The following is an 11,888-nucleotide window of genomic DNA, read 5'->3' as shown; positions in this document are numbered from 1 at the left end:
GCGTTCAGGGCTGCTCTGCCAGCATCCTCGCCAGGTTCTCGTCGAGGACGACATCGGTTATCGCGTCCGCTGCGATCGCCGCGCGCAGGGACGGCAGCTTGGCCGCGCCCGAGACGATGCACACCCGGCGCGGCACCCGTCGCAGGCGGTCGAGGTCGGGCCCGGTGGCACGGGCGTTCAGGCGGATGTCGCGCCAGCTGCCGTCGGCCCGGAAGAACACGGTGGCGACGTCACCGATCGCGCCGTCCTCGTTGAGGCTGCGGTAGTCCTCACGGCTGAGGTACCCGCCCACGTACACGCGGCTCGGCACCTCCGCGGACGGCGAGCCGAGACTGAACACCGCGATGTCCATCTTCGCCTGGAAGGACAGCACACGCAGCGTGCTGCGTTCGCGCCACATCGCCTCACGCGTGTCCGGGTTGTCGAAGAACGCCGGCACCGGGAACTGCTCGACCTGCGCGCCGAACGCCTGGCCGAAGCGCTGCAGGATGTCGCTGGAGTACTCCACTCCGCTGGTCTGCGTGTTTCCCGCGCCATTGAGCTGCACGAATGTGGTGTTGTGGGTGTCCTTCTGCACCAGCGACCGACTCACCATGCTCAGCGTCGAGCCCCAGGCGATGCCGACGACCATGTTCGAGTCGATGAACTGTGACAGCAGCCGGCCGGCCGTGAGCGCCACCCGCTCCATCCGCTCGACCTCGTTCACGACCGCGGGCATCGGGACGACGTGCGCGACGATCCGGAATCGCTCGCGGATGCGCTGTTCGATAGATCCCGCCCGATCGAACGGCGAGTTGACCCGGATGTCCACCAGCCCCGTGTCGCGGGCGTAGGACAGCAGCCGTGACACCGACGACCGCGACGTGCCGAGCTCGCGCGCGATCGCCTCCATGGTCATGTCCTGCATGTAGTAGAGCTTCGCCGCCGTCAGCGCCGCGATGACCTTTCCGTCACGCACCCGGCGTTCATCGTGCTCAGACATCCCCGACCTCCCCGCTCCACAGCCTTGCACATATGTGCACTGTGCTTGCGCACCACACTCGGTCGGGTCGAGTCTGGTGCCGGGAACGAAAGGGAGGGGTCGATGATGATCGATTCGACACGAACCTCGCGCCGGGACGCGCAGCTGGCAGCAGTGAAGGATGCCGGAAGGACGACAGTCCTCATCATCGGCGGCGGCATCAACGGCATCTCCCTGTTCCGCGATCTGTCCCTGCAGGGCGTCGACGCCGTGCTCGTGGAACGCAACGATTTCGCCTCCGGCGCCTCGGCCGCGTCGAGCCACATGATCCACGGCGGCATCCGCTATCTGGAGAACGGCGAGTTCCGCCTGGTGCGGGAATCGGTGCAGGAGCGCAACGGGCTGCTGCGCATCGCACCGCACTACGTCAAGCCGCTGCAGACGACCATTCCGATCTACTCCACCTTCTCCGGCATCCTCGCCGCCCCGCTGCGCTTCCTCACCCACCGCAGCGGCAAGCCGCAGGAGCGCGGGGCGGTGCTCATCAAGGCCGGCCTCGTGCTGTACGACACCTTCTCGCGCGACGGCGGGTCGGTGCCGCGGCACCGCTTCCTGGGTCGCCGGAGGTCGCTGGCGGAGCTTCCCGCGCTCGACACCGACATCAAGTACACCGCCACGTACTACGACGCCTCCATGCACGATCCGGAGCGGCTCGCCCTGGACGTGCTGCAGGACGGGCGCTCCGCGAACGAGGACTCCTACGCGGTCAACTACGTCGAGGCCATCGGCCGACGCGGCCGGGAGATCGTGCTGCGCGACCGCCAGTCGGGCGACGAGTTCACCGTCGCCGCCGACGTGGTGGTGAACACCTCCGGCCCGTGGACCGACCTCACGAACGAGGCGCTCGGCACCGAGACCCGTTTCATGGGCGGCACCAAGGGTTCGCACATCGTCCTGGATCACCCCGAGCTGCTCGCCGCGACGCAGGGCAGGGAGATCTTCTTCGAGCACTCCGACGGTCGCATCGTGCTGATCTACCCGCTCAAGGGCCGCGTGCTCGTCGGAACCACAGACATCGACGCCGACCCCCGTCAGCCGGCCCGCTGCACCGAGGAGGAGATCGACTACTTCTTCGACCTCATCCACCACGTCTTCCCGAAGATCCCGGTGTCCCGCGAGCAGATCGTGTTCCGCTTCTCCGGCATCCGCCCGCTCCCCCGCCACGAGGACACCGCGCCCGGCTTCGTCTCCCGCGACTACCGCGTCGAACTCGACGACAGCGGCGAGGTGCCGCTGCTCAGCCTGGTCGGGGGCAAGTGGACGACCTTCCGCGCGCTCGGCGAGGCGCTCTCCGACCGCGTGCTGGGTCTGCTCGACCGCCCGCGGAAGACGTCCACCGCCGGGATGCCGATCGGCGGCGGGCACGGGTTCCCCCGGACCGTCCGCGCCAGGGAGGCGTGGAAGAAGAGCAACCTCCCCGGCGCCGCGGAGCGGGGCGACCAGCTGCTGGTCCGCTACGGCACGCGCGCCGCCGAGGTGTGGGACTTCGTCCGGCAGGGTGAGGACCGCCCGCTCGCCGGCGGAGCGCTGTCGACGCGCGAACTGCAGTGGATGGTCGACCACGAGCTGGTGGTCCGGCTCGCTGACATCGTGCTGCGCCGCACCAGCATCGCGTTCGTCGGAGACGCCGACGGGGCGGTGCTCGAGGAGATCGCAGACGCGCTCGGCGAGATCCTCGGCTGGTCGGCCGAGCAGCGCGCATCCGAGCTGCGCACCACGATCGAACTGCTGAACGACGCCCACGGGCTGTCGATCCCCCTGCCTGCCCGCCCCTGAGCGGCGCAGTCCGTCCTACCGGGCGGATCCTGTTGAAGATGCTCCGGCGACACCCGCCGCGAGCGAAGAAAGGTCAATGAAGACATGACTGACGTCAATCTCGGTCTCTACTTCCTCTCCGAGATGGTGGGCACCGCGATGCTCATCCTGCTCGGTTGCGGCGTGGTGGCCAATGTCGCGCTGGCGAAGAACAAGGGCTTCGGCGGCGGGTTCCTGATGGTCAACTGGGGATGGGGCCTGGCGGTCTTCGTCGGTGTCCTCGTCTCCGCCTACTCCGGAGCGATCCTCAACCCCGCCGTCGGCATCGGCCTGCTGATCGCCGGCAAGATCACTTTCACGATGTTCCTCGTGGCGTTCGCCGCGGAGATGGTCGGAGCGATTCTCGGCGCGGTGCTCACCTGGGCCGCGTATCGCCAGCACTTCGACGTCGAGGCGGACCCTGCCAACAAGCTGGGCGTCTTCTCGACCGGACCGGCGATCCGCTCCTACGGCCACAACCTGATCACCGAGATCATCGGCACCTTCGTGCTGGTGTTCGCGATCTTCGCGTTCGCCGACTACGGCGACATCGAGGTCGGCACCCCCGGCGGCCTCGGCCCGCTGACCGCGCTGCCTGTCGCGCTCGTCGTGGTCGGCATCGGCGCCTCGCTCGGTGGCCCCACCGGATACGCCATCAACCCCGCGCGTGACCTCGGGCCCCGCATCGCGCACGCCATCCTGCCGATCAAGGGCAAGGGCTCGAGCGATTGGGCGTACTCCTGGGTCCCCGTGGTCGGCCCGCTCGTCGGCGGAGCTCTCGCCGCTCTCGCCGCGCCCGCGCTGCTTTCGCTGGCCTGATCCGCACCGAAGCCGAATTCAAAGGAGAAGAACATGGCCGACTACGTCATCGCCATCGACCAGGGCACGACCTCCAGCCGCGCGATCATCTTCGATCGCAAGGGCAGCATCGTCGCCACGGGACAGAAGGAGCACGAGCAGATCCTGCCGAAGGCCGGCTGGGTGGAGCACGACCCGCTGGAGATCTGGCGGAACGTGCAGGAGGTGATCGGGCTGGCCCTCAGCCGCGCCGATCTGACCCGGCACGACATCGCGGCGGTGGGCATCACCAACCAGCGCGAGACCGCCGTCGTCTGGGACAAGACGACCGGCAAACCGGTCTACAACGCGATCGTCTGGCAGGACACGCGCACGCAGGAGATCGTCGACCGCCTCGCGGCGGACGGCGGCGGCGACCGGTTCAAGGATGTCGTCGGCCTGCCGCTGGCGACGTACTTCTCGGGCACCAAGATCACCTGGATCCTGGAGAACGTGGAGGGCGCCAGAGAGAAGGCGGAGGCCGGGGACCTGCTGTTCGGCACGACCGACTGCTGGGTGCTGTGGAACCTGACCGGCGGCATCGAGGGCGGCGTGCACGCCACGGACGTGACCAACGCGTCGCGCACCATGTTCATGGACCTCGAGACCCTGGAGTGGCGTGACGACATCCTGGAGGCGTTCGGCGTGCCGCGCTCGATGATGCCGGAGATCCGCTCCTCGTCGGAGGTCTACGGCGCCGCGGAGAGCTCCTCCCTGCTGCGGGAGACCCCCATCGCCGGCATCCTGGGAGACCAGCAGGCGGCGACATTCGGACAGGCGGCGTTCAACACCGGCGAGAGCAAGAACACGTACGGCACGGGCTGCTTCCTGATCTTCAACACCGGCGAGGAGATCGTGCGGTCGAAGAACGGCCTGCTCACCACGGTGGGCTACAAGCTGGGCGACGGCCCGACGCACTACGCGCTGGAGGGTTCGATCGCCGTCACGGGGTCGCTGATTCAGTGGCTGCGGGACCAGCTGGGCATCATCTCCTCCGCCCCCGAGGTCGAGGAGCTGGCGCGCCAGGTGGACGACAACGGCGGCGTGTACATCGTGCCGGCCTTCTCGGGCCTGTTCGCACCGTACTGGCGACCTGACGCCCGGGGTGCGATCGTCGGCCTCACCCGCTACGCGAACAAGAACCACATCGCCCGTGCCGCTCTCGAGGCGGTCGCGTTCCAGACGCGCGACGTCCTCGACGCGGTGAACGCGGATGCCGGAGTCGACCTCACCGAGTTGAAGGTCGACGGCGGCATGGTGGCCAACGACGCGCTCATGCAGTTCCAGGCCGATGTGCTGGGAGTGCCGGTGGTGCGCCCGGTCGTCGCCGAGACCACCGCGCTGGGCGCGGCCTACGCCGCCGGTCTGGCGGTCGGCTTCTGGAACGGCCTGGACGACCTGCGCGAGAACTGGCAGGAGGACAAGCGTTGGGAGCCGAGCATGGACGAGGCCGAGCGCGACCGTCAGCTGCGTCTGTGGCGCAAGGCTGTCACGAAGTCGATGGACTGGGTCGACGACGACGTGAAGTGATCTCGCTTCACTGAGGGGCGGGTCCGGGGTCGTGCCCCGGGCCCGCCTCTCTCACGTTCCGGTGCGGGTGTCTCTCACGTTCCGGTGCGGGTGAGGCCGGGTCAGCCCTTGCCGAACAGCTTCTGGATCTCGGCTAGGTCGGCCTCGCTGGGAGCCTGCTGGCCGCCGAGGCCGAAGCCGGACCCTGTGGGGGCGGTGGTGGCGAGACCGGCGTTCTCGGCCGCCCGCTTCGCGGGGTTGCCCGAGCGCGATCCGCCCTTCGCCTTGCCCTTCTTGCCGCGCTTGCCCGACGCGCCGGGCCGTCCCATGCCGGGCACGGGGCCCATGCCGGGGATGTTCGGCATGCCACCGCGGGCCACTGTCTTCATCATCTTCGCGGCCTGCTCGAACCGCTGCACGAGCTGGTTCACGTCGGTGACGGTCATTCCCGAGCCTCGGGCGATGCGCAGTCGGCGCGAGCCGTTCAGGATCTTCGGGTTGCGCCGCTCGGCGGGTGTCATCGAGCGGATGATCGCCTCTGTGCGGTCGATCTCGCGCTCGTCGAAGTCCTCGAGCTGCTGCTTCATCTGGCCCATGCCGGGCAGCATCCCGAGCATCTTCTTCATCGAGCCCATCTTCTTCATCTGCTGAAGCTGGTCGAGGAAGTCCTCGAGGGTGAAGGCCTCGGTCGCGAGCTTCTCGGCGACCTTGCGCGCCTCCTCCTCGTCGAACGCCTGCTGGGCCTGCTCGATGAGGGTGAGGATGTCGCCGAGGTCGAGGATGCGGCTCGCCATGCGGTCGGGGTGGAACGGCTCGAGGTCCTCGAGGTTCTCGCCCGTCGACGCGAAGATGATGGGGCGACCGGTGACCGACGCCACCGACAGCGCAGCACCGCCGCGGGCGTCGCCGTCGAGCTTCGACAGCACGACACCGGTGAAGTCGACGCCCTCCTGGAACGCTTTGGCGGTGTTGACCGCGTCCTGTCCGATCATCGCGTCGATGACGAAGAGCACCTCGTCCGGGTCGGTGGCCTTGCGGATGTCAGAGGCCTGCTTCATCAGTTCGGCGTCTACGCCGAGACGTCCCGCGGTGTCGATGATGACCACGTCGTGCTGCTGGCGCCGGGCGTATGCGACGCCGTCCTGCGCGACGCGCACCGGGTCGCCGACGCCGTTGCCCGGCTCCGGCGCGAACACCGCGGCACCCGCGCGCTCACCGACCACCTGCAACTGGGTGACCGCGTTCGGGCGCTGCAGGTCTGCCGCCACGAGCAGCGGGGTGTGCCCCTCCGACTCCAGCTGCTTCGCCAGCTTCCCGGCGAAGGTGGTCTTACCCGATCCCTGGAGACCGGCGAGCATGATCACCGTCGGCGGGGTCTTCGCGAAGACGAGGCGGCGCTGCTCGCCGCCGAGGATCCCCACCAGCTCCTCGTTGACGATCTGCACGACCTGCTGCGCCGGGTTGAGCGCCTTGCTGACCTCGTCACCGAGTGCACGCTCGCGCACCTTGGCGGTGAAGTCCTTCACCACGGCGAGAGCCACGTCGGCGTCCAGCAGGGCCCGGCGGATCTCGCGGACGGTGCCGTCGACGTCGGCCGGCGTGAGCTTCCCCTTCGTGCGGAGGTTGCGGAAGGTCTCGGTGAGCCGGTCGGAGAGCGTGCCAAAGGTAGCCATGGTGCCTCCGATTCTACGCGAGCGGCGCCTCCGCTCTCAGCGCGGCGCGGAGCTGCTCCTTCGCGCGCTGGTAGCGTCCTCTGGCGGTGGATGCCGGGATGCCGTGCAGCGCGGCGGCATCCGCGAGCGAGAACCCGTCCCAGTGCACGAGGCGCACCAATTCTGCGAGCTCCGCGTCGAGCCGTTCGATCGCGTCACGCACGTCGGCACCCTCGTCGGCGCCGGGGGATGCCGCCGACTCCCGGGACTGGACACGGATCCGGTCGGCGAGGGCCCATCGCCGTCGCTGCCCGCGCGCGTGGTTCAGCAGTGTGCCGCGTGCGATGCCGAACAGCCACATCCGAGCGGGTTCGGGATCACCGGGCAGGTGCTTCACCCGCCGCCAGGCGACGACCATGGTCTCGCCGAGCAGGTCGGCGGCGTCATCCGGTCCAACGCGCCGTTCCAGGTACGCGAGCAGATCGGCGGCGTTGGTCTCGAAGGCGGCGATGAGCCGCCGATCGGCGTCGGAGCGGGTCACTGCTCGCCGCCTTCGCCGCCCCAGTCCTCGTGCTCGCAGTGCACCTGACTCGTGCCGCCGGCGATGCCTGCGCCGCTGTCCGGGAGATACCCGTGCGCAGCCAGCGCGTCGTGCATGAGCTCGAAAACGGCCTGCTCGCTCGCGTGCCAGACGTTCAGGTCGGGAGTGCGCGGGTCCGCCTTCTCATCCGGCCGGGTGGCCTGCTCGGCCTCGATGCGAGCGAGATGCTTGTCGACCAGCGGCTCCGCTTTCACCTGCAGGTCAGGGTCGGCGAAGACGCCGTCGACGATCCGATCGACGTCGGAGCGCTCCCAGGGCGTCACTGTGTCATAGGCGAACCGGAGCTCGCACTGCCCCCAGGTCGGCGACGTGTACGTGTAGCTGTGATGCGGGTTCTCGAGACCGGCGATCCACGACCAGTCCGAGTTCGCCGCCGCCACCCCCGCACCGCCCACCAGTACCGCGGCGAGCACGCCGCCCAGCACGGCGCTTCGACGTCGGACGGGCAGGCGGGGCCGCACGGTGTCCCGGGCGTCCACCCCCATCAGGCGCAGCGCCGCATCTCGCCCGGCGCCGCGGTCGGCCAGCGGCGGAGCGGAACGGTCGAGCAGGTCATCCAGCGGGTCGGACATGAGCGCCTCCTTCAGAGCGGGTTCACTCCGTACCTGTCCGCCACGGGGTGAAATGTCCGCGCAGGTGCGCGATCAGCCCCAGGGAAGATCGTGGATGCTGCGCAGCGCGCCGCGGAACTGCTCCTCGAGCGACGCCTGTCCGGCCCCCTGCTCCGCCCAGACCCGCAGCGACGACATGACCGCGGCGGCGTAGGCCGCGCCCAGGATGTCCGCACGGATCACACCGATGCCGGCGGATCGGGCGGCGGCCGCGACACCCGCGGCGATCCGAGCGTGCCGCAGCCCGGCGTCGCGCAGCAGTTCCTCCTCCAGTCCCATTGCCTGGGCGTTGCGGAACGCCAGGGCGAGCGGGTCCGGCGCGAAATCCTGCACGAGGAGGTCGAGCGCCGCGCAGACACCGTCGCCGGTGGCATCCGTCCCCAGCGCGGCCAGCGCGAGCAGCACCGCGTCGAGCCGCTCGTCGAAGCCCGACCACAGCACGTCGCTCTTCGACGAGAAGTAGTTGAAGAAGCTGGACCGGCTCACGCCGGCGCGGCGGGTGATCTCGAGGATGGAGGTGGCGTCGTACCCCTGCTCGAGGAACAGCTCGCACGCAGCCTCGGCGAGCGTCTCGCGCGACGAGACGCGCGGCCGTCCTGCTCTCGGAGCGGTTCCCATGGGATCAGCGTATCGGGGCCGGGATGCGCGCGCTCTCCCATCCGGAGGCGTAATGTTGTCCCGAGTCGTTTTCTTGGACACGATCCAACAACCGCGAAGGACTTTCATGCTGGACATCCAGATCGCGGGCCTGGCGCCCGACTTCGTGCCGTACCTCGAGGGGTGGGAGCTGCAGCGTCGCGTCCACCGAGAGGTGGTCGCCGGCACCCGCCCCGACACGCTGCTGCTGCTCGAGCACGAGGCCGTCTACACGGCGGGCAAGCGCACCGAGCCGCACGAGCGTCCGAAGGACGGCACGCCCGTGGTCGACGTCGACCGCGGCGGCAAGATCACCTGGCACGGCCCTGGTCAGCTGGTCGGGTACCCGATCGTGCGCCTGCCGGAGCCGATGGACGTCGTGGCGCATGTGCGCCGTCTGGAGCGCCTGCTCATCGACGTGTTGCGTCCGCTCGGCGTCGACGGCTACCAGGTCGAGGGCCGCAGCGGCGTGTGGGTACGCCGTCCGCTCTCCGAGGACAAGGTGGCCGCGATCGGGGTCCGGGTGCAGCAGGGCGTGACGATGCACGGTTTCGCGATCAATTGCGACAACTCGCTGGCCGCCTTCCGCGGCATCATCCCGTGCGGGATCACCGATGCCGGCGTCACGACGATCAGCGAGGTGACCGGAAGTGCGGTCTCGCCCTCCGACATCGTGCAGGCCGTGTCCGACGCCTTCACGGCCGAGTACGCGACGGAGGTGGCCGCATGAGCGCCGCGCCCGAGGGCCGCAAGCTGCTGCGCCTGGAGATCCGCAACGCCGAGACGCCCATCGAGCGCAAGCCGGAATGGATCCGGACCAAGGCGAAGATGGGCCCGGAGTACACCGCCCTGCATTCGCTGGTGAAGGACGAGGGGCTGCACACCGTCTGCCAAGAGGCCGGCTGCCCGAACATCTTCGAGTGCTGGGAGGACAAGGAGGCCACCTTCCTCATCGGCGGCTCGCAGTGCACCCGCCGATGCGACTTCTGTCAGATCGACACCGGAAAGCCCGCCGAGTACGACACCGACGAGCCCCGCCGCGTCGCCGAGAGCGTGCAGCGGATGGGCCTGCGCTACGCCACGGTCACCAGCGTGGCCCGCGACGATCTGCCCGACACCGGCGCCTGGCTGAACGCCGAGACGGTGCGCAAGATCCACGAGCTGAACCCGAACACCGGCGTCGAGCTGCTCGCCAACGAGCACAACGCCGACCCGGCCTTCCTGGGTCAGATCTTCGACGCCCGACCCGAGGTGTTCGCGCACAACGTCGAGACGGTGCCGCGCATCTTCAAGCGCATCCGTCCCGCGTTCAAGTACGAGCGCTCCCTCAACGTCATCACCCAGGGGCACCAGGCGGGGCTCATCACCAAGTCGAACCTCATCCTCGGAATGGGCGAGGAGCCGGAGGAGGTCGTGCAGGCGCTGCAGGACCTGCACGACGCCGGCTGCGACATCATCACGATCACGCAGTACCTGCGTCCGTCGCCGCGGCACCTGCCGGTCGCGCGCTGGGTGAAGCCGGCCGAGTTCGTGGAGTTCAAGGAGGAGGCGGAGCGGATCGGGTTCCTCGGCGTGCTCGCCGGTCCCCTGGTGCGCTCCTCGTACCGCGCCGGTCGTCTCTGGGCACAGTCCATGCTCTCCAAGGGGCGCGAGATCCCGCCGCACCTGGCGCACATCGCCGAGAGCGCCGATCTGGGCTTCGCTCAGGCCGTCTGACGGCGCTTCGTCCCGCTCGCCTCCGGCGGTGCCGGCCGGACTACCGGGCAAGCCCGGAGCGCGGGATCAGTCGGCGCTCATCACCGACAGCACGGCGCCGTCGGAGCCGAGGTTGACCAGGAGCACGTCGTCGGTGGCATCAGCATCGAGGGCGTACTCCAGAACCGCGAACGGCTCCGACCCGCCGTGCTCGTCGGCGAGGATCGTCATGCTCGCGAACCGCAGCGAGCGGATGATGTCGACCGCAGCGTCGCCGCTGATGTCGACCAGCACCTGCTCCAGCTCGTCGCCGTAGGCCTCCTGCTGCTGCAGGATGTACTCCGTCACCTCGCTGGTGCGGTCGTCGACCTCCGCCAGCATGGCGCGCCGCACGTTGGCATCCAGATTCTCGATACCCGAGATCAGCGCGGCGGCGACGTCGAGGGCGTCGATCGACACGTCGTCCTGATCGGGCGCGGTGAGGTCGACGGTGACGGACTGGTCACCGAAATCGACCCTCTCGCTCCAGAAGATCGCTCCGTCGGGACCTGCGGAGAGGACCCCGAAGTAGTCGTGTTCGATCGCCATATCGCTATGAAACCAGCCGAGGGGGCAGGACGGTAGTCCTACGCGCCGACGAGCGACTGGACGAACACGTGGGGCGTGAAACCGGTCAGGTCGTCGATGCCCTCGCCCTGCCCGAGCAGCTTCACCGGGATGCCGGTGCGCTCCTGCACGGCGAGCACGAAACCGCCCTTCGCGGAGCCGTCGAGCTTGGTGATCACGAGCCCCGTCACACCCGCGTGCTGCAGGAACGCCTCCGCCTGGAGCACGCCGTTCTGACCGGTCGTGGCGTCGAGCACGAGCAGCACCTCACTGATCGGGGCCTGTTTCTCGATGACGCGGCGCACCTTCGACAGCTCGTCCATGAGCCCGCCTTTGGTGTGCAGGCGGCCGGCGGTGTCGATGATGGCGATCTCGATGCCCTGCTGCTTGGCGTATTCCACCGTCTGGTACGCGACGGATGCCGGATCCTGGCCCTCATGCTGCGGCCGAACCATCGCGGCGCCGGCGCGCTGCGCCCAGGTGGCGAGCTGGTCGACGGCCGCAGCCCGGAACGTGTCCGCCCCGCCGACGACCACGCTGCGCTGGTAGCCGCGCAGGAACTTGGTGAACTTGCCGATCGTGGTGGTCTTGCCCACGCCGTTCACGCCGACCACCAGCACCACGGCCGGACGCTCCGACAGCTTCAGCGTGGTGTCGAACTTCGCGAAGCGTTCCTCGAGCGATTCACGCAGCATGCGCTGCAGGTCGCGGGGGTCGGTGGTGCGGTAGCGGTCGACCTTCTCGTGCAGCTCGTCGAGCAGCTGCTCGGTGATCGACGGACCGAAGTCCGCGGTGATGAGCGCCGTCTCCAGGTCCTCCCACGTCGTCTCGTCGATCGTGGGCTTGACGAACATGCCGCGCAGTGCGCGACCGAGTGACCAGGACTTCTCCGCCATGACTCCAGCCTACGGCCAGGGCCCGCCATC

12 protein-coding genes are annotated in these 11,888 nt (G+C 69.0%); 5 read left to right on the top strand and 7 right to left on the bottom strand.

Annotated elements, in window-relative coordinates; genetic code table 11:
• Positions 1-4: 4 nt before the first annotated feature.
• A complete protein-coding gene (locus RIF65_RS03375; RefSeq protein ID WP_309064437.1) occupies positions 5-982 on the bottom strand; it encodes a sugar-binding transcriptional regulator in 978 nt (325 codons plus the stop codon).
• Positions 983-1,087: 105 nt separating this feature from the next.
• Here RIF65_RS03375 and RIF65_RS03370 point away from each other — a divergent pair, with 105 nt between their 5' ends.
• From RIF65_RS03370 to glpK, 3 genes are all read left to right on the top strand, one after another.
• Positions 1,088-2,797 (top strand): glycerol-3-phosphate dehydrogenase/oxidase, encoded by a 1,710-nt coding sequence (locus RIF65_RS03370; RefSeq protein ID WP_309064438.1) that lies wholly within the window; start codon positions 1,088-1,090, stop codon positions 2,795-2,797.
• Between the two features lie 84 nt (positions 2,798-2,881).
• Positions 2,882-3,634 carry an MIP/aquaporin family protein gene (locus RIF65_RS03365; RefSeq protein ID WP_309064439.1) on the top strand — a complete coding sequence of 251 codons (753 nt, stop codon included), beginning with the start codon at positions 2,882-2,884 and terminating at the stop codon, positions 3,632-3,634.
• A 33-nt stretch (positions 3,635-3,667) separates the two neighbouring features.
• Positions 3,668-5,182 (top strand): glycerol kinase GlpK, encoded by a 1,515-nt coding sequence (gene glpK / locus RIF65_RS03360; protein ID WP_309064440.1) that lies wholly within the window; start codon positions 3,668-3,670, stop codon positions 5,180-5,182.
• Between the two features lie 101 nt (positions 5,183-5,283).
• Here glpK and ffh read toward each other — a convergent pair whose 3' ends face one another.
• From ffh to RIF65_RS03340, 4 genes are all read right to left on the bottom strand, one after another.
• On the bottom strand, positions 5,284-6,834 hold the full coding sequence (ffh, locus tag RIF65_RS03355; protein WP_309064441.1) for a signal recognition particle protein: 1,551 nt from the start codon (positions 6,832-6,834) through the stop codon (positions 5,284-5,286).
• A gap of 13 nt (positions 6,835-6,847) precedes the next feature.
• Positions 6,848-7,354, bottom strand: coding sequence for an RNA polymerase sigma factor (locus RIF65_RS03350; protein ID WP_309064442.1), 507 nt, complete (start codon positions 7,352-7,354; stop codon positions 6,848-6,850).
• A complete protein-coding gene (locus RIF65_RS03345) occupies positions 7,351-7,986 on the bottom strand; it encodes a hypothetical protein (RefSeq protein WP_309064443.1) in 636 nt (211 codons plus the stop codon). Before RIF65_RS03345 ends, RIF65_RS03350 begins: the two co-directional genes overlap by 4 nt.
• Before the next feature lie 72 nt (positions 7,987-8,058).
• Positions 8,059-8,643 (bottom strand): TetR/AcrR family transcriptional regulator, encoded by a 585-nt coding sequence (locus tag RIF65_RS03340; protein ID WP_309064444.1) that lies wholly within the window; start codon positions 8,641-8,643, stop codon positions 8,059-8,061.
• A gap of 106 nt (positions 8,644-8,749) precedes the next feature.
• On the opposite strand from RIF65_RS03340, the gene lipB reads away from it, so the two are divergent.
• A complete protein-coding gene (gene lipB / locus RIF65_RS03335; RefSeq protein ID WP_309064445.1) occupies positions 8,750-9,391 on the top strand; it encodes a lipoyl(octanoyl) transferase LipB in 642 nt (213 codons plus the stop codon).
• Complete coding sequence (lipA, locus tag RIF65_RS03330; RefSeq protein ID WP_309064446.1) at positions 9,388-10,377, top strand: lipoyl synthase; 990 nt, start codon at positions 9,388-9,390, stop codon at positions 10,375-10,377. Before lipB ends, lipA begins: the two co-directional genes overlap by 4 nt.
• A 66-nt stretch (positions 10,378-10,443) precedes the next feature.
• On the opposite strand, the gene RIF65_RS03325 is transcribed toward lipA, so the two are convergent.
• Complete coding sequence (locus RIF65_RS03325; RefSeq protein WP_309064447.1) at positions 10,444-10,944, bottom strand: DUF2004 domain-containing protein; 501 nt, start codon at positions 10,942-10,944, stop codon at positions 10,444-10,446.
• Between the two features lie 38 nt (positions 10,945-10,982).
• The gene (gene ftsY / locus RIF65_RS03320; protein WP_309064448.1) at positions 10,983-11,858 is read right to left on the bottom strand and encodes a signal recognition particle-docking protein FtsY; all 876 of its coding nucleotides are present in this window, start codon (positions 11,856-11,858) and stop codon (positions 10,983-10,985) included.
• Positions 11,859-11,888 lie beyond the last annotated feature (30 nt).

Origin of the sequence: Microbacterium sp. (assembly GCF_031180975.1) — a bacterium.
Lineage (GTDB): Bacteria > Actinomycetota > Actinomycetes > Actinomycetales > Microbacteriaceae > Microbacterium.
The sequence above is the reverse complement of the archived record's forward strand: the minus strand, read 5'-3'. Positions and strand labels throughout refer to the sequence as shown.

What these genes read in the sequence shown, in the direction of transcription:
- lipB (WP_309064445.1), top strand. Translation starts at nt 8,750, where the DNA reads ATGCTGGACATCCAGATCGCGGGCCTGGCGCCCGACTTCGTGCCGTAC.
- RIF65_RS03375 (WP_309064437.1), bottom strand. Translation starts at nt 982, where the DNA reads ATGTCTGAGCACGATGAACGCCGGGTGCGTGACGGAAAGGTCATCGCG.
- RIF65_RS03325 (WP_309064447.1), bottom strand. Translation starts at nt 10,944, where the DNA reads ATGGCGATCGAACACGACTACTTCGGGGTCCTCTCCGCAGGTCCCGAC.
- ftsY (WP_309064448.1), bottom strand. Translation starts at nt 11,858, where the DNA reads ATGGCGGAGAAGTCCTGGTCACTCGGTCGCGCACTGCGCGGCATGTTC.
- RIF65_RS03340 (WP_309064444.1), bottom strand. Translation starts at nt 8,643, where the DNA reads ATGGGAACCGCTCCGAGAGCAGGACGGCCGCGCGTCTCGTCGCGCGAG.
- RIF65_RS03345 (WP_309064443.1), bottom strand. Translation starts at nt 7,986, where the DNA reads ATGTCCGACCCGCTGGATGACCTGCTCGACCGTTCCGCTCCGCCGCTG.
- lipA (WP_309064446.1), top strand. Translation starts at nt 9,388, where the DNA reads ATGAGCGCCGCGCCCGAGGGCCGCAAGCTGCTGCGCCTGGAGATCCGC.
- RIF65_RS03365 (WP_309064439.1), top strand. Translation starts at nt 2,882, where the DNA reads ATGACTGACGTCAATCTCGGTCTCTACTTCCTCTCCGAGATGGTGGGC.
- glpK (WP_309064440.1), top strand. Translation starts at nt 3,668, where the DNA reads ATGGCCGACTACGTCATCGCCATCGACCAGGGCACGACCTCCAGCCGC.
- ffh (WP_309064441.1), bottom strand. Translation starts at nt 6,834, where the DNA reads ATGGCTACCTTTGGCACGCTCTCCGACCGGCTCACCGAGACCTTCCGC.
- RIF65_RS03370 (WP_309064438.1), top strand. Translation starts at nt 1,088, where the DNA reads ATGATCGATTCGACACGAACCTCGCGCCGGGACGCGCAGCTGGCAGCA.